Annotated in this window: 16 protein-coding genes and 1 tRNA gene; 9 read left to right on the top strand and 8 right to left on the bottom strand. The window is 45.6% G+C overall.

Annotated features, from left to right (window positions below):
- Nucleotides 1–29 precede the first annotated feature (29 nt).
- Nucleotides 30–1277 (bottom strand): YcbK family protein, encoded by a 1248-nt coding sequence (locus BBC0122_RS06335; RefSeq protein WP_225868163.1) that lies wholly within the window; start codon nucleotides 1275–1277, stop codon nucleotides 30–32.
- Between the two features lie 390 nt (nucleotides 1278–1667).
- Here BBC0122_RS06335 and BBC0122_RS06330 point away from each other — a divergent pair, with 390 nt between their 5' ends.
- The 4 genes from BBC0122_RS06330 (at nucleotide 1668) to glpX (ending at nucleotide 5745) form a co-directional block, all read left to right on the top strand.
- On the top strand, nucleotides 1668–2009 hold the full coding sequence (locus BBC0122_RS06330; protein ID WP_225868162.1) for a hypothetical protein: 342 nt from the start codon (nucleotides 1668–1670) through the stop codon (nucleotides 2007–2009).
- A 61-nt stretch (nucleotides 2010–2070) separates the two neighbouring features.
- On the top strand, nucleotides 2071–3264 hold the full coding sequence (locus BBC0122_RS06325) for an LL-diaminopimelate aminotransferase (RefSeq protein ID WP_077992272.1): 1194 nt from the start codon (nucleotides 2071–2073) through the stop codon (nucleotides 3262–3264).
- A 3-nt stretch (nucleotides 3265–3267) separates the two neighbouring features.
- Nucleotides 3268–4584, top strand: coding sequence for a homoserine dehydrogenase (locus BBC0122_RS06320; protein WP_077992271.1), 1317 nt, complete (start codon nucleotides 3268–3270; stop codon nucleotides 4582–4584).
- A 171-nt stretch (nucleotides 4585–4755) separates the two neighbouring features.
- Nucleotides 4756–5745: a class II fructose-bisphosphatase gene (gene glpX / locus BBC0122_RS06315; RefSeq protein WP_077992269.1), complete on the top strand. Its 990-nt coding sequence runs from the start codon at nucleotides 4756–4758 to the stop codon at nucleotides 5743–5745.
- A 683-nt stretch (nucleotides 5746–6428) separates the two neighbouring features.
- On the opposite strand, the gene BBC0122_RS06310 is transcribed toward glpX, so the two are convergent.
- From BBC0122_RS06310 to BBC0122_RS06295, 4 genes are all read right to left on the bottom strand, one after another.
- A complete protein-coding gene (locus BBC0122_RS06310; RefSeq protein ID WP_077992268.1) occupies nucleotides 6429–7538 on the bottom strand; it encodes a branched-chain amino acid aminotransferase in 1110 nt (369 codons plus the stop codon).
- A gap of 1071 nt (nucleotides 7539–8609) precedes the next feature.
- Nucleotides 8610–11687, bottom strand: a complete 3078-nt coding sequence (locus tag BBC0122_RS06305) for an SPOR domain-containing protein (protein ID WP_077992266.1) — start codon at nucleotides 11685–11687, stop codon at nucleotides 8610–8612.
- Nucleotides 11688–11873: 186 nt separating this feature from the next.
- Nucleotides 11874–13631: an arginine--tRNA ligase gene (gene argS, locus BBC0122_RS06300; protein ID WP_077992265.1), complete on the bottom strand. Its 1758-nt coding sequence runs from the start codon at nucleotides 13629–13631 to the stop codon at nucleotides 11874–11876.
- 30 nt (nucleotides 13632–13661) lie between these two features.
- Nucleotides 13662–14864 carry a deoxyguanosinetriphosphate triphosphohydrolase gene (locus tag BBC0122_RS06295; protein WP_077992263.1) on the bottom strand — a complete coding sequence of 401 codons (1203 nt, stop codon included), beginning with the start codon at nucleotides 14862–14864 and terminating at the stop codon, nucleotides 13662–13664.
- Nucleotides 14865–14960: 96 nt separating this feature from the next.
- On the opposite strand from BBC0122_RS06295, the gene BBC0122_RS06290 reads away from it, so the two are divergent.
- Together BBC0122_RS06290 and BBC0122_RS06285 are read left to right on the top strand one after the other, a co-directional pair.
- Nucleotides 14961–15287 (top strand): HesB/IscA family protein, encoded by a 327-nt coding sequence (locus BBC0122_RS06290; protein WP_077992261.1) that lies wholly within the window; start codon nucleotides 14961–14963, stop codon nucleotides 15285–15287.
- Nucleotides 15288–15373: 86 nt separating this feature from the next.
- Entirely contained in the window at nucleotides 15374–16432 is a 1059-nt protein-coding gene (locus tag BBC0122_RS06285; protein ID WP_077992260.1) for a hypothetical protein, read from the top strand.
- A gap of 314 nt (nucleotides 16433–16746) precedes the next feature.
- Here BBC0122_RS06285 and thrS read toward each other — a convergent pair whose 3' ends face one another.
- The 3 genes from thrS to BBC0122_RS06270 form a co-directional block, all read right to left on the bottom strand.
- Nucleotides 16747–18726: a threonine--tRNA ligase gene (gene thrS, locus BBC0122_RS06280; protein WP_077992258.1), complete on the bottom strand. Its 1980-nt coding sequence runs from the start codon at nucleotides 18724–18726 to the stop codon at nucleotides 16747–16749.
- 122 nt (nucleotides 18727–18848) lie between these two features.
- The gene (yidD, locus tag BBC0122_RS06275) at nucleotides 18849–19181 is read right to left on the bottom strand and encodes a membrane protein insertion efficiency factor YidD (protein ID WP_225868161.1); all 333 of its coding nucleotides are present in this window, start codon (nucleotides 19179–19181) and stop codon (nucleotides 18849–18851) included.
- A gap of 4 nt (nucleotides 19182–19185) precedes the next feature.
- The gene (locus BBC0122_RS06270) at nucleotides 19186–19623 is read right to left on the bottom strand and encodes an iron-sulfur cluster assembly scaffold protein (protein ID WP_077992255.1); all 438 of its coding nucleotides are present in this window, start codon (nucleotides 19621–19623) and stop codon (nucleotides 19186–19188) included.
- 123 nt (nucleotides 19624–19746) lie between these two features.
- Between BBC0122_RS06270 and folE the strand changes: the two genes are divergently transcribed.
- The 3 genes from folE (at nucleotide 19747) to BBC0122_RS06255 (ending at nucleotide 21052) form a co-directional block, all read left to right on the top strand.
- Nucleotides 19747–20367 (top strand): GTP cyclohydrolase I FolE, encoded by a 621-nt coding sequence (gene folE, locus BBC0122_RS06265; RefSeq protein ID WP_077992254.1) that lies wholly within the window; start codon nucleotides 19747–19749, stop codon nucleotides 20365–20367.
- Between the two features lie 16 nt (nucleotides 20368–20383).
- On the top strand, nucleotides 20384–20812 hold the full coding sequence (hisI, locus tag BBC0122_RS06260) for a phosphoribosyl-AMP cyclohydrolase (protein WP_210329445.1): 429 nt from the start codon (nucleotides 20384–20386) through the stop codon (nucleotides 20810–20812).
- A gap of 155 nt (nucleotides 20813–20967) precedes the next feature.
- Nucleotides 20968–21052: transfer RNA gene (locus tag BBC0122_RS06255), tRNA-Leu, on the top strand.
- Nucleotides 21053–21318: the final 266 nt, after the last annotated feature.

Genomic DNA, 21318 nt, shown 5'->3' with positions numbered 1-21318 from the left:
TTAATCGCAAGCCCTGTTTGCAATTTTTTTTAATTTTTTGCTGAACAAGTCCAATTCCAATCGCGTTTTGGACCAACATCGACGTGAATTGACTGGTGACAATATGTTCCCACTCCGCCTCTATTGGGCAAAGCACGAACAAATTTTGCGACTTCCCACTTGTTTGTGTCCGGCACTTGTATGTCTGCTGCGGCACAAGACATATGCATGGAACGCTTTGCACCGTTGACTTTCTGGTTATAGGAGGGGCTACGATAACCCGACGTTATAATAACCGGCTTATTGAAGCGACGTTCAATGGTTTTTAAAATCGCAACCAGTTGGGGCCTTAAACAGGAAACTTCGACATCTTTACGCGCGACTTTAAGTCCGTTTGGCAGCGAACGGCCGTACATGCTCACCGAGGCAAGTGTATAAAGCGACGGCGAATCAATTTCATTCGCATCAATATCGGTATCGTCATAAAGACTTGTGCGATGTTTGATAACAATTCCGCCATTGGGACGTACCCCCGGTAACACATCGTTATATTCGTGAGGATCTTTTTTCGGCAGTGGCACAAGGGCGGTTTTCGTCTCGCTATCGACGGGCTTGTTTTCTTTATTATTATCGGAGCGTCCGAAAAGACGCATCAAACTGCCTTTTTTTTGACTTGTTGCATCATGTTCAGGCGGCAGGTTCCGGTTTTCGGGCGATTGAGCCGTCGATTGTGAAGAATCACTGCCGGTCGCACCGGCATTCGCCTTTTCCGTGGGCGTTATAGTATTGGTTGCAGGCGTGCCAACGGACGGGTTGGACGCCGAATTGTTGGCAGTCGGTAACGTTCCGGAGGACGGACTTTGACCGGAATCAGGTGGATCTTGTGTCTGTTCTGTTTTTTCTTTCGACCGTCCAAAAGAAAAAAATGCCGTTTTTTTCGGCTTTTGTTCTTCAGCGGTAGCAGGTGCTGCCGCTGTTACTTCTGCCGGAACCTGATTGCCAATCTTTGCAGCCGACTGATCGGGCAGTGGTGACTGTGTCATCGCCGTTTGCTGCTTTTCGTTCAATTTTTGTCCCGACAGTGGCAAAGGGGTTGGAACAGGCACATTTTTAGGTTGATCCTTGCCGTGGCCGTTAGCATCCGGATTGACATTGTGTTCTGTCGAATTGATAGAGTCTTGAGTATTTTCAGCCGAATTTGCCTCGATCGAATTATTGTCAGGCGTTTGCGTTTGGGGAGTTTTTGACGATTTATCAAATACGCCGAGCCCGTTATTATTTGCCGTGCAGGAAGTCAACGCCAACACCAACGAGATCACGAGGCCTGAACGCAATAAATGTTGGCATAAGACAAAGGGTTGTTTGTTCGTTTTCGGAAAAATGTCGTTACTAGCTAACAATCAACAACCTCTTGTGGGGGCCTTAAGGCTTATGTTCCCAGCCTAACGCGTGGATAGACACAAGTGAATTATTTGGCGACCAATTTGCGTTTATTTTATGCTAAAAATTAAAAATGGTCATCACATGACGATTCACTTTTGAAATATATGTTACTTTAACCACACAATTCACCGAAAACAACAAAACCTGACGAATATCGTTCAACATCTCTTGACGTTGGCTTCATGATAATCTCATGATAGGTAAGACTTTTATCATAGCGACGGGAATATAGAAGAAAGATGAAGATGCCCTTCAACAAAATGCAAAGTGTTGTTCTGACTTTGGTCGCGATTGCAGCTATGGGCTGTGCTCGCAGTGCCGAATTTACAGCACCGGAACAAGCTGGGGCATCCCACTCGGATATATATCCGCGTTTTTCCAATAAACCCAGAGCTGCCACAAAACAGTTTTCGGAAGCTGAAAAACAGTCTCTAACCGAAAAACTCGATTCCGAGGCAACCGCTCTGAAAAAAGTCCCCGGTCCCACTGCAAACAGCGCATCCAAACTTGCAAAAGCCAAAGATGATGCCCGCCGCGAGGCCGAAGAAACAGTTCGTCAAATCGAACAAAGTGGCAAACAGGATTAGTCATGTATATGCCACTGATTTATCAACAACATTAACTTCAATTTTTGAACCGGATTAGAAAATGTCGGAAGAATTCCATAAAATTCGTCGTTTGCCGCCTTACGTATTTGAACAGGTTAACCGCCTGAAAGCCGCGGCGCGAGCGAAGGGAGCCGACATTATCGATTTGGGAATGGGAAACCCCGATTTGCCGACGCCGCAAAACATTGTTGATAAGCTTTGCGAGGTTGTTCAGGATCCACGAACACATCGCTATTCGGCTTCACGTGGCATTCCCGGATTAAGAAAAGCGCAGGCCAAATATTATGAACGCCGTTTCGGTGTAAAGCTCGACCCGAATACGCAGGTCATTGCGACACTGGGTTCCAAGGAAGGCTTTGCCAATATGGCTCAGGCTATAACCGCGCCAGGTGACGTTGTTTTATGCCCGAACCCGACCTATCCGATTCATTCATTCGGTTTTATTATGTATGGCGGTGTCATTCGTTCCATGCCTGCATTTCCGGGTGAAGAATTGTTGCGTGCTCTTGATCGTGCTGTCAAACATTCGATTCCGAAACCGATTGCCGTTATTCTGAATTATCCTTCCAATCCGACGGCTTATGTTGCCGATCTCGATTTTTATAAGGAAGTTGTCGATTTTGCTAAAAAGAATGACATTATCCTGCTTTCCGATCTTGCTTACGCCGAAATCTATTTTGGCGACAAAGAACCGCCGTCAGTTTTGCAGGTACCGGGTGCTATTGATGTAGCCGTGGAATTTACATCCATGTCGAAAACCTTTTCAATGCCTGGTTGGCGCATGGGTTTTGCTGTCGGCAATGAGAGATTGATTGCCGCCTTGACGCGCGTCAAATCATATCTCGATTATGGCGCTTTTACGCCTATACAGGTTGCTGCTGCCTATGCTTTGAATGGTGACGGCTCGGATATTGCTTATGTCCGTTCTGTCTATAAAAAACGTCGTGACGTTATGGTCGAGAGTTTCCATCGTGCCGGTTGGGATGTACCTTCGCCGGAAGCAACAATGTTTGCATGGGCGCCAATTCCTGAGCAATATAAACATCTTGGGTCGCTGGCTTTTTCCAAACTTCTCATCGAGAAAGCCGACGTTGCCGTTTCTCCCGGTATCGGATTTGGCGAACAGGGCGATGATTATGTACGTATTGCGCTTGTCGAAAACGAACACCGGTTGCGGCAAGCTGCGCGTAACATCAAGCGCTTCTTTTCCGACGAGAAAAACAAGGCAGCCTGACGAATGGTAAATGCGTTGAAGATCGGCATTGTCGGGCTTGGAACCGTTGGAAGTTCTGTTGTCCGGATATTGAAAGAAAAACAGGACTTGCTGACCAAACAATGCGGCAGACCTATCGAGGTTGTTGCTGTAAGCGCGCGTGACAGAACACGCGAACGCGGGATTGATCTTCAAAACATAGAGTGGGTTGATGACCCGTTGGTTCTCGCTGGAAGTAAAGATATTGATGTTTTTGTCGAATTGATTGGCGGTGAAGAGGGGATCGCACGTTTTTGCGTTGAAGAAGCGCTCAAACGCGGTCATCACGTCGTTACCGCCAATAAGGCTTTGCTTGCGCGCCATGGTGTGGCGCTTGCGAAAATTGCTGAAAAAAAGGGTGTTTTGCTGAATTTTGAAGCCGCCGTGGCGGGTGGAATTCCGGTCATCAAAGCAATGCGCGAGTCGTTATCCGGCAATAGCGTTTCGCGGGTTTACGGGATATTGAATGGAACATGTAACTATATCCTGACCCGTATGCTTGCCGAAGGGATTTCTTTCGAGGAATGTCTTAAAGAGGCGCAGATACTGGGCTATGCAGAGGCAGATCCGACTTTCGACATTGAAGGGTATGACACGGCACACAAGCTTGCATTGTTGACCAGTCTGGCATTCGGTTGTGTCATATCGGTCGACGACATTTATGTCGAAGGAATCAGTAATATTTCGCTTGCCGATATTCATGCAGCCGATGAACTCGGTTATCGTATTAAACTGTTGGGCGTGGCTGTGAAAACCGACACCGGTATCGAACAGCGTGTTCACCCGACAATGGTACCAACTTCAACCGTTATTGCCCAGGTTCAGGGCGTTACGAATGCTGTTTCCATCCAGACCGATCTGTTGGGGGAATTGCTGTTGTCGGGGCCGGGGGCCGGTGGAAATGCAACTGCATCAGCCGTTATTGGTGATATTGCAGATATAGCGAAATCCCATCCCGGTTTTCAGCACGGTCCGGTTTTTGGAACACCTGCCCAAGCACTTGCGCCTTATAAACGTGCTCGCATGCGTGCTCACGCGGGAGGCTATTTCATACGTTTGACGGTAACGGATAAAATCGGTGTTTTTGCAAGTGTTGCAAAACGGATGGCCGAGAATTCGATTTCACTGGAATCGATTGTTCAGCGGCCGCTTGCCGAAAATGTGCAGCCCAATACTAAAAACATTGTCCTCGTCACTCATGAAACGACCGAGTCGTCGGTACGTAAAGCGTTGATGTCGATCATGGAAGATGGACATCTTATAGATAAGCCGCAGATGATCCGCATTGAACGCCCGAATTAAAGGCCGTTTTTTGCGTTTATTTTGTTTATTATCACTTATGTTTCAATAATAATTTATGAATTGATCGTATGCCCTCTTGCGGTAAAGCGGAGTCTTTGCGAAAAGGCTATACTATAACGTTGAAAAACAACGTTGGTTTTTCTTTAACAATTATCCGGTGGGATTAATCATATGTCGAACTCGGCTGACCATACATTACATGGACTCAATCGTATTTTAACACTTGAGCTGGTTCGCGTAACCGAGCGTGCAGCGGTTGCCGCAGCACGCATTCGGGGATGCGGAGACGAAAAGGCAGCCGATCAAGCCGCCGTTGACGCAATGCGTAAAGAATTGAACCGTTTGCCGATCGACGGAACTGTTGTTATCGGCGAGGGCGAACGTGATGAAGCACCCATGCTTTATATCGGTGAAAAGGTTGGAACCAAGGAAGGACCGGCTGTTGATATAGCATTGGATCCCTTGGAAGGTACAACAATCTGCGCCAAGAACTTGCCGAATTCGCTTGCCGTTATTGCAATGGCGGAAAAGGGCAATTTGCTTTATGCGCCGGATGTCTACATGGAAAAAATTGCTATTGGACCGGGCTATCCCAAAGGGATCGTCGATCTTGATGCAAGTCCGGTTGACAATATCAATGCTCTCGCCAAAGCGAAAGGCGTGAAGCCTAATATGATTACCGCTTGTATTATGGATAGACCACGCCACGCCAAGCTTATAGAGGCCGTGCGCACAACCGGTGCCTCGATCCGTTTGATTGGCGACGGTGATGTTGCAGGTATCATCCACACGACAGATCCGGATGAGACAGGCATCGATATTTATATGGGCATTGGCGGCGCACCGGAGGGTGTTTTGGCTGCGGCGGCACTTCGTTGTATTGGCGGACAAATGCAAGGGCGCTTGCAGTTGAATACCCAGGAAAAAATTGACCGTGCGGCCAAGATGGGTGTTACCGACCCGCACAAGGTTTATGCGATGGAAGAAATGGCAAAAGGCGATGTTCTTTTTGCCGCGACCGGCGTAACAGATGGTAACCTGCTTTCAGGTGTGAAATTTGCAAAAAATTATATCCAGACGGATACAATTGTTATGCGCTCACACAGTGGGACAATTCGCAATATCATTGCTCGCCATCAGGATATGACGAAGTTTGATTGATTTTCGTGATTTTCTAAACCGGTTTTGCCGGTAGTTGCGAAATTATGATTATTTTTAAAGCGCGTTTTCAAAATAGAACGCGCTTTTTTTCTGGATAGTCAGGAATCCGGTTGAAGTAGAGCGTTATACGATAGGGATAGACTATAAGTGGACTATCGTTTGATGATTAAAAACGAAGCGCGTTTTCTACCGGTCAGATAATATATTCCGAATGAGCTTTATATTTCTCTCTATTATTCTTGCAAAAAGAAGAGGCCTGAAAAGAGTTCACTTAAAAAGTTTTTCAGATCTATTATACCCACTCCAGCAGACAAACAAAACCGCGCGGTTTAAAGAAAACACGAATAGTATCCATCAGAAAAAGTGTTATTCACGTTTATCGGGAGAGTTTTAACGCTCGTAAACAACAGACGATATAACATACGGGCTTCGTTTTACCTTAAATTCCGTATCTCTCGCGATCAGCTAACGGTTAACGGGAAATATCAGAAGGGGGAACCGCGTGAAACGTGTTCATTCATGATCGGGAATAAAAGTTATGAAAAATACATGACCCCAACGTTACATTGTCGAACGATCGAAGCCGCTTAAAGCATATGAGCTAACGGAAATACCGCAAGTTTAGTAAAGAGAAACAAAAAAAGTGCAGCCTGATAAGGCTGCACTTTCAATTAAATGTATAATCAATCAATTTTAACAGTCTTTACCCAGCCGTAAGGATCTTTGGCTTCACCTTTTTGGATATGGATGAGCTGTTCACGTAGATTCTGGGTAATTTCGCCGCCATTTCCATTACCAATGACAGTTTCACCGCCTTCATATTTGAATACTCCGATCGGCGTTATCACGGCAGCGGTACCGCATGCAAAAACTTCCTTGAGGTGGCCACTTTTTGCATCCTTTTTCAAATCGTCAAAGGAATAACTGCGTTCTTCCACCTTCATTCCGTTGTCTTTTGCAAGTTGCAAAATCGACTTTCTCGTAACACCGTGAAGAATCGTTCCGTCAAGTTTCGGTGTAACGAGCCGATTGTCGTCCATGACAAAGCATACATTCATGCCGCCAAGCTCTTCGATCCATTTACGCTCGACCACGTCGAGAAAAAGAACCTGATCGCAGCCGTTTTTCTCGGCATTAATCTGGGCGAGCAAGCTTGAAGCGTAATTGCCACCGCATTTTGCTTCACCCGTTCCGCCAGGGCCGGCGCGGCTGAATTCGGTATCAAGCCAAACGCTGACCGGTTTTGTGGAACCGCTTTTGAAATAGGAACCGACCGGAGAAGCAATAACACTGAAAATATACTCGTTAGCCGGATGGACGCCCAAAAATGCTTCATTTGCGAACATGAACGGCCGTAAATAGAGACTGGAATCAGGTGTTTCGGGAATCCAGTTCCGGTCGATCTTGACAAGCTCGTTGATGGCGGCAAGAAATACATCCTTATCAAGAGGAGGCATTGCAAGCCTTATAGCGGAATTATGAAAACGTTCAGCGTTTGCCTCAGGGCGGAAAAGAAGAATGCGGCCATCATGTGCACGATAAGCCTTGAGGCCCTCGAAAATTTCCTGCCCATAGTGAAGAACAGCACTTGCCGGATCAATCTCGAAAGGCTTGCGAGCGGTGATGACCGCATCATGCCAGCCTTTTCCGGCTGACCATTGCACCACTGCCATGTGATCGGTGAACACCCGACCAAATCCAGGATTCTTCAATAGGTCCGCACGCTTTTCTGCACTGAGCGGATTGGGATTTTTTTCAATTTTAAATGGAAGAACAGTACTGGAACCTGTCATGACAATAACCTTTTGAAATGTATGTTCATCTTATTGCTCTTTTAACAATTGGTGATTTCTGTAAAGCAATAAGGTTTGAACATTAGAGTTTATTCGGCACAGGTGTCAACGATTTTAGAACGGTTGTCACATCCGAGAACAACATTGTGAAACGTTTTTATAAGTGCACATTAAATAATGATTAAAAACAGCAAGGGAACACAACAATATTCCATGCGTTTAAGGGATACAGAAATCATCATAGCCCGTGAGGACTATAGTTCTTATCTCTAAATTGAACTTTTAGTTCTCATGAATGAAAGCCTCTTTCAATGTCAGACAACAAGACCAACAGTATAATTACGCGCCTGTTAACGTTTATAACGAACCGTATCCTGATAGAAGCTTTTGCAGTTTTTGCGGTTACAACATTGTTTACGTGGGCAATATTTACTGCGACCGTTCTCGTCAACTGATGAACACATTGATGATTGTATCAAACATGTTTGCTCCATTGTCACGACGCTTCCTTGGACGGCTTGTCTGTTATGCGCTCGAACATGTTTTACACAGAAATCGGGACGCTATCCACGTCAATTCGGTACGATATTTTTCGGCTGATAATCAGAATAAATTTTTATAAGATTTAATTTTTATAATTTTACAATCAAGAAAATAGCATACAAGAATATTACGGATGGAACCAATATAAATATATTAATTTATTCATAAAAAATACACGTAAAATTGATACTGAATTATTTATATGAAATTTTATTTAATTACTTAAAATAGCGTTCTCAATTTGATAGAAAAATATAGAAATTTAGTTTTATATCAGATTTATTATTTATTTTAATATAAATAATTCTCATATATTACAATTGTGAATTATTAAATGATTATCTTACGTGATGAATACCTATCATTTATCTGTATTTATTCCATGAATTTTATGAGTAACCGATAAAAGACAGCAGTCCGGATTACGGAGCGCCCAGTATAAAAACCAAACCGTCCGTTGAAAAAAACGAAAACTTAGAAAACGTCTGCCGGCGACGGAAAATATTTGCGGTAACAATAGACCCGCTATTATTTTCCGACAAAACAGCTTCCGTTTTGGCTCTTTATCTTATCACAAAGACTTACTGCATCATCACGCGGGCCTACTTGTATTCTGACGCGATAATAAGTGCCTTTACCGGGAATGGAAGCCGGTTGAATACTTAAAGGTAATGAACCGATGAGCGAGCCGAATAAGCTCTTGGCTTTATTCATTGACGTTGTAGCCGCTTCCTGAGTGGGTTGTGAGGCAATCTGGACGTAATAGCCGCCTGAGCCAACGCTAGCTGTCACGGGAGCAGTAGTTTTCGGCTCTGACGTTTCTAACGGGCGAGTGGGTGTTTTTGGAAGAGCTGGCGGAGATTGTCGGGGCGTTTCTGCGGTGATGATAGGTTGCGCCTGTTGTTGACGCTTGGGACTGTGTACTGTGTTGATACCGTTTAAAACGCTTTCACTGGTTAGTGAACCGGTTTGTGAATTGTCACCATTATCATCAGGCGTTCCGTGATTGGACTGTGCATCTTCATTGATAATCTTGGTCAGTTCGGAATCAGCTGCCGACATGCCGGATTCGGAAGAAGCCGTACCATCGGAAGAGGCTTGCTCCGTCCCGTTTTGGGCATTTGCTTCTTTATCGTTTATTGTTGCGGAAGAACTATCCTGTTTTTCGGCTGTATTTGAACGCGGACTCGGAGTGATTGTACCGTCAGGATTGACTACAACGGATTGAACTTCTCTGGTCGGGACGCTCTGATTTGAAGCCGCAGTAATTGCATCTTCCACGTTTGACGGGTCGGCATATGTATCGACGCCGTCCGGTACATCATTTAATGCAGTCAAATCTTCCGGCGTTTCGGAGTGGTCGACCAGTTTATCCTGATTGCCTTCAGAGCCATTTTGACCGTTCGCTTGATTATAAACGTCCTGATTGTTTTGTGTTTCGTTAGTCGTGCCGGTTTGTTCTGCCTGTACTTTATAAGGCGAATCATCCGCATGTATGACGGTTGAAGCGCCACCGCCTTGCGATGGCATAAAATACTTCATTGCCGCATAGCCGCCGCCAAGTAAAATAAATAAAGCAACACCGCCGATCGTTAATTTTCGTGCAAAGGATTTTGGTCTGTTTTGGTTTTGCAATCCTTCCAACGCCGCATTTCCTGCGAGCAAAGCTTGTTCGCTTCCATCATAGGGAACGTTCGGCTGGGGTAACGGGTATTGCCCCTGAAGAGTTTCGCTGGTGTTTTCAGGTTCACGGGTTTTATCCTGTCCATAACCGGATTGAGCATAAGCTTCTGCGAAAAAATCATCCTGTTCCTGGGGGGTATTCGTGGCTTCCTGTTTGTTGCCTACGCTGAATACATCGGCAAATTCACTCTCTAACGCATCAGCCGATTGTGCCGGTTCTTCAGCAGGGTAGGGAATCTCCGGCACATCGACCGGCTCTGTTGTTTCCACTATTTCATCTGCAAATTTATAAGTATTGACGTCGGGTGGCTGGTTGGCATCATTTTCGCCCGAATTTTGCGCAAACGCCTCTTCGGAAGCAGCGTAGGAGGTGTTAACGCCACCATTTTCTTCAGCCGGTTGAGGATAATCCGGATTTGGATTTAATGCTTGCGTATTTTCCGTAGCCTGTTCACCGGTTTGAGTATAGCGGGTTTCCGAATTTACGCTTTGCATAAACTGTTGTTCGGTTTCCTGAGCTTCTAACGGTAAATGTGGAATATCTGCTACGTCATTCACCATTTCCGGTTGAACATCTCTTGATTCTGGTGAAGCAACAGGAGATGGGTTTTCATGGAACGGGGGATTGACAATGGCATTTTCGTCTGCCGACAAGTCCTCAAGGCCGAAGGGATCAGCGCTTTGCGGTCTAGCAACTGGAGCGGCAGCCGGTTCAGCATGGTGTAAACCGCTATCCGGTGGTACATTTTCGCTCAAAGGGTGACCGTCGTTCGCAAACACATCATCAAATCCGAACGGATCATCCGAATTTAAAAAATCGGTTTCGGAGCCAGCTTGGTTTTGCTGCGGAGGTTCGTAAGGTAAAGGCGCAGCATTGGTTGCACGGCTCTCACTATAAGTGTTAGTAGAATAGGGCTTATTTTGCTCGAATTGATTTCTATGTGTTTGAAACTGCGGATCATTGCCGCTGGTTTCTACATTCGAGAGTGAATTCAAATTACCCGAATATTGGTGATTTTCGACCGGCGGGTTTACAGCCTGTCTGACCGGATCGTTATAATGTGAATTAGACGGTGCAAGATTTTCAGCCGCATTTTGCGAGCCGAAATGCTCTCCGGATGCAGGAAGCGGGTCATTAACGAGAAGGTTTTCGAGTTCTTTGTCAAAACCCATTTCATCAAAAATAGGATCCCGACGAGCCGTTTGTTGAACTGTTGTCTGGTCGTTGGTATTCTGCTCAGGCAGTTCTTGTGAAAAATTATGCACAGGTACCGGTTGAGAAAGTTCGTTCGGCGAATTTAGTGGTTGTCCAAAACTCGTATTCTGGAAACCTGATGTAGTTTGTTCGGGAACAAAATCCGGGCTATTCGCAACTCTTCCATATTGGGCTTGCTTATCAAAAGCCGGATTTACGGAATTAGCCGGCTGCGACGGCTCGTTTCCAATCGGAATATCCGGTAAAGTGTCCAAGTCAATATCGGGAAAGCCTGCAGGCGGCTCTATCGGCGCACCGGTAGCACGAGCCTGCGGGGTAAACGATGGCATGTCATAAAGTTCGTTAAAAGGAAGATCAGGTTCCTGTTGGCGAGGTGCAGGCGCGGAATCTTCAGCCTGTGGCAGAAAATCAAGATCATCATTATTTCGAGCGGCAGTGTTCCTGTCATTTGTCAGTCCACTTGCCGGCCGTGAGCTGGTAACTGGAGGTTGAGCGTCAAGAAAAGACAAATCGGCATCATCCGCACCGCTGTTCTGTGGTTGTTGAGATGGGCCTGTCTGCACAGTGGATGTTACCGGTTTGCGAGTCGGACTATCACCATTCGCATTAAAGTCCAGATTGAACAGGCGCGTAAGTTCGAGAAGCGGGTCTTTCTCTTCTGAAGCCGGTCGTTCCGGACGGGGGGCATTGCGATCATTGTCGGTCATAGTTTTTCCCACATAGTCGGTTACGCAATCTGGTATTTATTGCATTCCGCCAGACATTAAGCTCATTCATCTTAAAAATCTGAAATTCTGCTTTAATATCATAAATATACGTTAGATAACCTTAACACAAGACATAGTTACAAAGCCCGTCTGGAAAGTCTCTTTATCAACGCATTTCCACCGGAATCAACGCATTTCCACCGGAGCATCAACACCAATAATGCCCAAGCCGGATGACAGAACATCAGACACAGCCTGAATGAGGCCGAGTCTTGCTAAAGACAATTCTCTATCGTCAAGCTTGATAAAACGTAAATCCTCATTTTCTGTACCTTTGTTCCAATGTCCATGGAAAAAAGAGGCAAGATCGTAAAGATAAAACGCCAATCTGTGCGGCTCGTAATTCAATGTAGCCTGTTCGACGATACGTGGATATTCCGCCAATTTCTTGATTAAAGCAATCTCTCCGGCATCTGTCAATTTTTCGAGATGCGAAACCAGTTCCTCCCGTTGGAAATTCGACAGATTAAGGAGTTCTTCAGCTTTCCGGAAAGTGGAATGGCATCGTGCACACGCGTATTGGACATAAAAGACCGGATTGTCTTTGGACTGTTCTGTAACTTTGGCAAAATCAAAATCAAGCGGAGCATCGCTTTTCCGATAAATCATCATAAAGCGCACAGGATCCCTGCCGACTTCGTCGACAACTTCACGGAGAGTGACAAAAGATCCGGCTCTTTTCGACATAACCACCGGCTCGCCGTCGCGGAAGAGCTTTACCAATTGGCAAAGAAGCGCTGTCAATTTGGCTTTTCCACCTGAAATAGCTTTGGCAACCGCTTGTAGCCTTTTTACATATCCACCATGATCTGCACCCAATACATAAATCATTTCATTGAACTGACGTTCAAATTTATTGCGGAAATAGGCTACATCGGCAGCGAAATATGTATACGAGCCATCCGATTTGATTAATGGTCTGTCCTGATCGTCACCAACTTCCGTCGAGCGAAACAGTGTCTGTTCACGATCTTCCCAATCTTCCGAAACCTGTCCCTTCGGCGGCGGCAATGTTCCCTTATAGACATATCCTTTCAATGTCAGATCATTGATCGTACTGCGTATCGCTTTTGCATTATCGGCATGCAAAGTTTTTTCCGAGAAAAACACATCATGATGAATATTGAGTGCCGCAAGATCATCGCGGATCATCTGCATCATTGCATCAACCGACCGTTCTTTTATGAGTGGCAATCGCTCCTCTTCCGGCATTTCCAGAAGCTTGTTGCCGAATTCTTTTTTCAGTGCCTCGCCGACAGGGACAAGATAATCGCCGGGATAAAGCCCTTCGGGAATTTTGCCTATCGTTTCACCAAGTGCTTCCCGATAGCGCAGGAAAACAGAATTCGCCAATACATCAATCTGCCCGCCCGCGTCGTTGATGTAATATTCCTTTACAACGTCATGTCCTGTAAAAGAGAGAAGGTTTGCAAGCACATCACCAACAACTGCCCCGCGACAATGTCCGACATGCATGGGGCCGGTGGGATTGGCCGAAACGTATTCAATGTTGACTTTTTTCCCCAATCCAAGCTTTGTGCGGCCGAAATTGCTACCCGATTTAACGATGGTTTTTAATACATTACGCCAAAAATCGTCAGTCAGCCGGAGGTTGATAAAGCCGGGACCCGCAACATTAACAGATTCAATATCATCGTCCGCTTCCAGAAGAGATACAATTCTTTCTGCCAGCGCTCGCGGATTGCAACCGACAGATTTCGATAGAACCATTGCCGCATTCGTCGCCAGATCACCATGTGAAGGATCACGCGGAGCCTCGATGCTGACCCTGCTTAAATCAAGTGGCTGACCATCTTTTGCTTTAATATCAGACTGCTGAAGCAATTGTTTAATTTTTTGCTCGAACTCATTAAAAATATTCATCATCGAAATCCGTGTTGTTGTCACCTTCGTTTAGGACAAATAAGTTGCGCGGTCAAACAATCGTCGATATTCGCGCAGTGCATAATTATCGGTCATTCCTGAAAGGAAGTCGGAGATCACTCTTGCGCGACCGTTGTCACTTAGATCAATTGTCGTTTTAAACCACTCTTCCGGCATTGCATTCGGATGTTCGTAATAAAAATCGAACAGGCTTGAAACAATTTTTTCGGCTTCGTTGCGTCGTTTCCAGACATATTCGTGATGATAGAGGTTATCATAAAGAAATTGTTTCAGTTTTTTTTCGGATTTGGTCATAAGCGGAGAGAATGCGACAAGTTGGTGATCTGCGCCATGGACGTCGTCAATAGTGTGAGGTGAGAGCTGATGGATGAGGTCCAGAGAATGTTTTATAACGTCTTCCACCATTGCGGTTATTTGGCGTCTTACAAGTTCATAACCGGTGCGGGTTCGGTCCAGATTCGGAAATTCATCTTTGATAAGACGCAGGATGTCACCCGACAATTCGACATTTTCAAGTTGCGTAAGGCTTAGAAGTCCGGATCGCAAGCCATCGTCAATATCATGGGCATTGTAGGCAATATCATCAGCTATAGCCGCACATTGGGCTTCAAGACTGGCAAATTTATCAAGTTCCAGATTTTGAATCTTGTTATATTCGGCCAAAGTAACAGGGATAGCAGAATTTTTTGCGTAAGGTCCGGAAAGTGGGCCGTTATGTTTGGCAAGTCCTTCCAGCGTCTCCCAGGTAAGGTTCAAGCCATTAAACTTCGGATAACGATGTTCAAGTCTGGTGACGATGCGCAAGCCCTGCGCATTATGGTCGAACCCGCCAAACGGTTGCATCCTGCTGTTTAAAGCATCTTCACCTGCGTGACCGAATGGTGTATGACCAAAATCGTGAACGAGTGCAATGGCTTCTGCCAAATCTTCATCAAGGCGCAATGCACGAGCCAAGGCGCGGGCAATTTGTGATACTTCGATTGTATGTGTTAGACGTGTGCGGTAGAGATCGCCTTCATCGGCGATGAATACCTGGGTTTTATGCTTCAATCGACGAAATGCATTTGAATGGATGATACGGTCGCGATCGCGTTGGAAAGGTGTTCTCGTCGGACTTTCCGGCTCATAAACCAGACGTCCACGACTTTTTGCCGGGTCACTGGCATAAGGCGCACGAGAGTGGTAACCAAAGCCTATATCTTCTATATCCATTGTAACTTGTCCAATCGAGACCTAGATTCAGATGTAAATATCTTTTATCTGATATTCAGGTTTACGAAAACAGTCTATAGCAAGGAAGTGTTGATAATGGGTGTTGTAGTTACAGAATCAGCGGTCAAACGCATAGCTCGTATTCTGGCCGGTGAACCTGACAAGACGGCTTTGCGGATTTCCGTCGAGGGAGGCGGTTGTTCCGGCTTTTCTTATAAATATGACCTTGTCAACGAACCGCCCGCAGAGGATGATTTGGTAATTAAAAAAGACGGTGCCACAATATTGATAGATTCGATGTCTCTACCTCTCATGGATGGTTCGGAAATCGATTTTGTCGATAACCTTTTGGGACAAGCATTCAAAATCAATAATCCCAATGCTGTGTCCTCATGTGGTTGCGGTGCCAGCTTTTCAATATAGCCGGACAAGCGGATAAAAGTGACACTCGATTGCTTTTACCTAATTCATAACACCAACGACTTGAAGCTGCTGACAGTTAAAACCAGATGACGTTTCTACTCCGCTCAAAGCAAAAAACTACGATCACCATTTTGGCAAGTCTTGTTGCTTTGACAGAAGCTTTTGGCATGTCTCATGCCTGTGCCGAAGAAAAACAGCACGAATTGAATTTGACGGCACCTGAACCGCAACATCATGAGAATAAATTCAAACCACAGGCCGCGCCTAAAGGAGAAAACCCGCCGACCAATGTTCCCCAACCCGCAACCGGCGCGCCATCTCAAAGCCAATCTTTGAGCGAGACTGAGCAACAAAAGGCCAAACTCGAACTCAATGCGAGATTGACAGATAAGGGGATGGACATTTCACGCGGGCTCGTTTGGCGTATTTTTGAACCTATTTATGGAGTGGATAATAAATTACCACTTGTCGCTTCTTCCCAAGGGGGAAGTGCACATTTTGCTCTCGACCCCGGAAGCTATATTGTCCATGTTTCATTCGGGAATGCGAGTGCTATGCGACGCGTAACGGTGAGTGCGGCGCAACAACTGTCGGAAACTCTGGTTCTGGATGCCGGAGGCTTGAAGCTTAATGCGACCATGCCGGAAGGTAAAATCAACCCGCAATATTTACGGTTCTCGGTTTATTCGGACGACAGTGAAAATGACGATACATCACTTATTCTTGCAGATATTAAACCGGGAAAAGTCATAAGGTTGAAAGCGGGTAGCTATCATATTGTATCGAATTACGGAACGGCTAACGCCATTTCCAGATCCGATATTAAAGTTGACGCCGGCAAGATAACCGAAGCCACAATGCAACATCACGCGGCACTTGTTACTTTGAAACTTGTTCGCCAAGAGGGTGGAGAGGCATTGGCCGATACGAGTTGGTCAATTACCAATGACTCTGGCGATATTATCCGCGAAACGGTGGGTGCATATGCAACTCTTGTATTGGCCGAGGGTGATTATGTCGCAATTGCAAAAAACAAAGACCAAATTTATCAAAAAGAGTTTTCGGTTTCTTCCGGCCATGACCAGGATGTCGATCTCGTTACAACTGCGCCGCCTCAGCCGCCAATTGATGATTCGATGGATTGACGGAACGCTGTCAGCAGGCGATAGCCCGATTTGGCAATAAAAACGATTATTATCATTAAATAATTTGAAAAACAGCCGCTCAATTGAACAGTCCGGCGCCACGTTTGGTCTCTGCCAAGTTTTGAATTAATTCTTGCAATTTTTCTTCACAGAAACGTTGAAACCAATGTCACACCGGTTAACCTGATACCTGACGCTGTCAGACAATCGGGTGCAGTCGAGTTTTTTTCGGCGGGAATAGTTATGGCAACCTATCAAGCTGTAAAAAAAATCTGGCAGGTCATGTTTTGCCTGCCAGAAATTCATTGAGACAATTAATCTTCTATCGCATTGCGGCGAATATCGGGAGGCGTTGCTTCCTCTTTAAGGTCGGCGATCACCTTTTCAAGAGGTAGAGACACTTGTTCCTGACTCCCCAGACGGCGCATATTTACCGAACCGTCTTCGGCTTCGCGTTTCCCGCAGACCAGAATGACCGGTACTTTTTGTAGCGAATGTTCGCGTACCTTATAGTTGATCTTCTCGTTTCTGAGATCGGATGTTGCCAACAAACCGGCGGCTTTGAGCTTTTTGACGACTTTTTTGGCATAGTCATCGGCTTCCGATGTAATCGTGGCGACAACAACCTGAAGGGGAGCAAACCACAAAGGCAAATGACCTGCATAGTTTTCAAGAAGAATACCAAGAAAGCGTTCCATTGATCCGCAGATTGCACGGTGGATCATAACCGGCTGACGTTTTTCTGAATCTTTATCGATGTAGAATGCACCAAAACGCTCCGGAAGATTAAAGTCTACCTGTGTCGTTCCGCATTGCCATTCACGGCCGATCGCATCTTTCAATGTATATTCAAACTTCGGCCCGTAAAAAGCACCTTCACCCGGCAGGATTCCGGTTTTGATACGCCCGTTCGATTTTTCCTCGATTGTGCGCAAAACCTCCGCCATTACGCTTTCTGCGTGATCCCATAATTCGTCCGAACCAACGCGTTTTTCCGGTCGTGTCGACAATTTTACGGTAATTTCATTGAAACCGAAATCAGCATAAGTGCTTAAAATCAGATCATTAATTTTCAAGCATTCATCGGCGAGCTGTTCGTCGGTACAGAAAATATGGGCGTCGTCCTGCGTAAAGCCGCGCACGCGCATCAAACCATGCAGTGAACCGGAGGGTTCATAACGGTGAACAACACCGAATTCTGCAAGGCGGATAGGTAGTTCGCGGTAAGACTTCAGACCGTGCTTGAATATTTGCACATGGCCGGGGCAATTCATCGGCTTCAAGGCATAAACGCGGTCGTCGTCGGCATCGTCACCTGCAGGCGTTACCTTGAACATATTTTCTTTATACCAACCCCAATGCCCTGATATTTCCCATAAAGACTTGTCGAGAACCTGAGGAGCATTGACTTCCGAATATCCCTGATCGTCAAGGCGGCGGCGCATATAGCTTACAAGATTCTGGAACATCCTCCAGCCTTTTGCGTGCCAGAAGACAACACCCGGACCTTCTTCCTGAAAATGGAACAGATCCATTTCTCGACCCAAGCGACGATGGTCGCGTTTTTCGGCTTCTTCGAGCATGTGGAGATAGGCTGCAAGATCCTTTTCGTTGGCGAACGCGGTTCCGTAAATACGGGTCAACATCGGATTGTTGGAATCACCCCGCCAATAGGCTCCGGCGACCTTCATCAATTTGAATGCATTGCCGATCTGGCCTGTCGATTGCATATGAGGCCCGCGACAAAGATCGAACCAATCCCCTTGATGATATATCTTAACGTCTTCGTTTTCCGGAATTGCGTCAACCAGTTCGACCTTATAGAGTTCGCCTTTATCCGCGAAAATCTTTTTGGCTTTTTTGCGCGGCAAAACTTCCTTGGTAAATTTTGCATTGCGCTTGATGATTTCGTGCATTTTCTTTTCGATAACCGGCAGATCTTCAGGCGTAAATGGCTGGTTACGGGCAAAATCATAGTAAAAACCATTTTCGATAACCGGACCGATTGTGACCTGTGTTCCGGGAAAGAGTTCCTGTACTGCTTCGGCTAGAACGTGTGCACAGTCGTGACGAATAAGAGCAAGTGCGCGCGGGTCGTCACGTGTAATAATCTCGATCGAGCCGGATTGTCCGAGTGGATCCGACATGTCACGTAAAACGCCATCAAAGCTGTATGCAACAGCATTTTTTGCCAGTGATTTTGAAATGGATTGTGCGAGTTCCAATCCGGTCATATCGGCGGGATAATCGCGTTTTGAACCGTCAGGGAAAGAAATGGAAACGGTGGAAGACATAAAATTACTCCTAATCCAGTCCCGCCAACGAATGCGGGTGGGGGTGTTGATTGCTCCGGTTGATGACAACAAAGCGGTTTAATGTCTGGTCTTTTATGTTTTCTTTTGAAAAAAAGAAAGTCCTATTCATGTTTCTTTTGCGCAATTTTCCAATAACGCCATGGTGTATACCAGTGATAGGTTTCATCGAGATATGTCGGAACAGGATCAAAGCCGTGGGTTCCGAACGGTCCGCAACGCATAATGCGAAATAAACCCATCCACGAGCCTGCCCACAAGCCATATCTTGCAATTGCTTCAAATGTATATTCGGAACAGGTGGGCAAATGCCGACATTGGTTGCCGATGAATCCTGAAAGCGTGAGCTGGTAAAGGCGAACCAGTCCGGTTCCCAAAAGTCTTCCCGGTGTTTTGCGCCAGACTCCTGAAAAATTGCGGCTTTCCGACTTCGTCATTCTGTCACTCTTTGTTGCGGGCTTCGATCTGGTCAATGCAATCAACAACGGCATCGAAAGTCAGCATAGTGGACGGCTGGCGGGCTTTATAGTTTTTTATCGGTTCAAGGCAGGCAAATTCGGCAAATTTTCCGGTTGGTGCAGGACCATTTTCTGTAAGCATGAGCCAGACAGTATTGCGTAAAGAACGCAGTTCTTCACTCGTCGAGCCGATTATATGGCTTGCCATAAGTGAAGAGGAAGCCTGCCCCAATGCGCAAGCGCGCACGATATGCGCAAAATCTGTTACAATGCCGTTTTTCATTTTTAAATCAACTGTTACGGTCGATCCACAGATTCGGGAATGTTTTTGTGCCGTCGCATCGGGAGCGTCAAGACGGCCAATTTTATCGATATGCGCCGCAAACCCTAGAATTTTATCGTTATAAATTTCGTCAATCATATTTTGTTGCTCGAAAAACAACCTGTTTTTTATGAACTTACTTTGATTCTGGATATATGTGTCTATATAGGTGTAGTCATTATAACTACCAAGTTTTCTTTGGCGGTAAATCGGAGTTCATTTATGCAATCCCTTCAAAAAAGTCCGAGCGTTGAAACTCATCAAATTGCGAATAAGCGTCCAAGCCGTGAAGAGGCTGAAGCAGCAGTGCGTACTTTGCTCCTCTGGGCGGGCGAAAATCCCGACAGGGAAGGGCTTGTCAACACGCCAAAGCGGGTCGTTAAAGCTTATGAAGAGATGTTTTCAGGCTATAAACAATCCGCAAAAGAAATTTTAGGAACAGTCTTTGATGAGGTGTCCGGATATAACGATCCCGTTCTTATCAAGGACATTCCTTTCTATTCGCATTGTGAACATCATATGGTGCCGATAATAGGGAAAGCGCATGTCGCCTATATGCCTGATGGTCAAGTCGTGGGGCTGTCGAAAATACCGCGTGTTGTAGACGTTTTTGCAAAACGCTTGCAAACGCAGGAAAGTATCACCGCAGAAGTTGCCGACGCCCTTTATCAATATTTAAAACCTCGCGGTGTGGCTGTGCTCATAGAGGCCGAACATATGTGTATGGCCATGCGCGGCGTCAAAAAACAAGGGTCAACCACTATTACCGCCACATATCGGGGAGCCTACAAGGATAACGTCGAGGCGCAGGTCAATTTTGTCAAGATGATACGCAATCTTTGATTTTAGGGAAAAGAAATTGTCTGAAGAAAAAAATAGCTTGGAAGAAGGTTCGCAGTTTTTACCGAAATTTGATTCACAAGGGTTACTTACCGCAGTTGTGAGTGATGCCGATGACGGAACCCTGTTGATGGTCGCTTTTATGAACAAAGAAGCACTGGCATTGACACTTGAAACGGGTATTGCGCATTATTGGTCACGATCACGCCAAAAAATATGGAAAAAAGGCGAAAGTTCGGGAAATTTCCAGATCATCGAGGAGATTCGGGTCGATTGCGATCAGGATGCAATCTGGTTGAAAGTCCATGTAAAAGGTGCGGGTGCAACCTGTCATACCGGTCGCAGAAGCTGTTTTTATCGCCGTCTGGAATTGGTCAACGGAAAAGCTACACTTGAAGAAGATGATAAGAAGCGTCTTTTCAATCCGGACGAGGTTTATAAAGCCTGAAAAGCGACGTGTATCGAAAGTCGCTCTCATGAGCCGAAAAAATTATTTCAACCAAAATGTTCAATAAATATGCGGTTTTTTAAAAAAAGGTCTTGTTTTGCTTCTGTCGATTTGTTAAATGCCGCCAGCCGGTTAATTATCGGCTTCTACCACGTGCGGTCGTGGCGGAATTGGTAGACGCGCAGCGTTGAGGTCGCTGTGGGGAAACCCGTGGAAGTTCGAGTCTTCTCGACCGCACCATTTTTTCTTTTATTTTTGAACAATTTTACTGTTGTGAGATCTAATGCAAACATTTTTTCTCCTCGCAGTTTTTTGGAACTATCAGCTACAAATGCAAGGCAAACAGTCGAATAACCGGATAAATCGAATTTTTAATTGTTTTGGCTGTCGGAACTAGCGGATAGGTTTCTCGAACGGAAAATGTGGATTTTTTAAAACCCGATTAGGACAAGATATAATCAAACTGAAACTAATATTCTAATTTTACAAAATAATTTTATAAAATA

The organism is Ditibartonella choladocola, assembly GCF_002007565.1.
Classification (GTDB): Bacteria; Pseudomonadota; Alphaproteobacteria; order Rhizobiales; family Rhizobiaceae; genus Bartonella; species Bartonella choladocola.
Note: the sequence above shows the minus strand (reverse complement) of the source record. Positions and strands in the feature narration are given on the sequence as shown.

What these genes read in the sequence shown, in the direction of transcription:
- BBC0122_RS06330 (WP_225868162.1), top strand. Translation starts at nt 1,668, where the DNA reads ATGCCCTTCAACAAAATGCAAAGTGTTGTTCTGACTTTGGTCGCGATT.
- BBC0122_RS06325 (WP_077992272.1), top strand. Translation starts at nt 2,071, where the DNA reads ATGTCGGAAGAATTCCATAAAATTCGTCGTTTGCCGCCTTACGTATTT.
- BBC0122_RS06320 (WP_077992271.1), top strand. Translation starts at nt 3,268, where the DNA reads ATGGTAAATGCGTTGAAGATCGGCATTGTCGGGCTTGGAACCGTTGGA.
- glpX (WP_077992269.1), top strand. Translation starts at nt 4,756, where the DNA reads ATGTCGAACTCGGCTGACCATACATTACATGGACTCAATCGTATTTTA.
- BBC0122_RS06310 (WP_077992268.1), bottom strand. Translation starts at nt 7,538, where the DNA reads ATGACAGGTTCCAGTACTGTTCTTCCATTTAAAATTGAAAAAAATCCC.
- BBC0122_RS06305 (WP_077992266.1), bottom strand. Translation starts at nt 11,687, where the DNA reads ATGACCGACAATGATCGCAATGCCCCCCGTCCGGAACGACCGGCTTCA.
- argS (WP_077992265.1), bottom strand. Translation starts at nt 13,631, where the DNA reads ATGAATATTTTTAATGAGTTCGAGCAAAAAATTAAACAATTGCTTCAG.
- BBC0122_RS06295 (WP_077992263.1), bottom strand. Translation starts at nt 14,864, where the DNA reads ATGGATATAGAAGATATAGGCTTTGGTTACCACTCTCGTGCGCCTTAT.
- BBC0122_RS06290 (WP_077992261.1), top strand. Translation starts at nt 14,961, where the DNA reads ATGGGTGTTGTAGTTACAGAATCAGCGGTCAAACGCATAGCTCGTATT.
- BBC0122_RS06285 (WP_077992260.1), top strand. Translation starts at nt 15,374, where the DNA reads ATGACGTTTCTACTCCGCTCAAAGCAAAAAACTACGATCACCATTTTG.
- thrS (WP_077992258.1), bottom strand. Translation starts at nt 18,726, where the DNA reads ATGTCTTCCACCGTTTCCATTTCTTTCCCTGACGGTTCAAAACGCGAT.
- yidD (WP_225868161.1), bottom strand. Translation starts at nt 19,181, where the DNA reads ATGACGAAGTCGGAAAGCCGCAATTTTTCAGGAGTCTGGCGCAAAACA.
- BBC0122_RS06270 (WP_077992255.1), bottom strand. Translation starts at nt 19,623, where the DNA reads ATGATTGACGAAATTTATAACGATAAAATTCTAGGGTTTGCGGCGCAT.
- folE (WP_077992254.1), top strand. Translation starts at nt 19,747, where the DNA reads ATGCAATCCCTTCAAAAAAGTCCGAGCGTTGAAACTCATCAAATTGCG.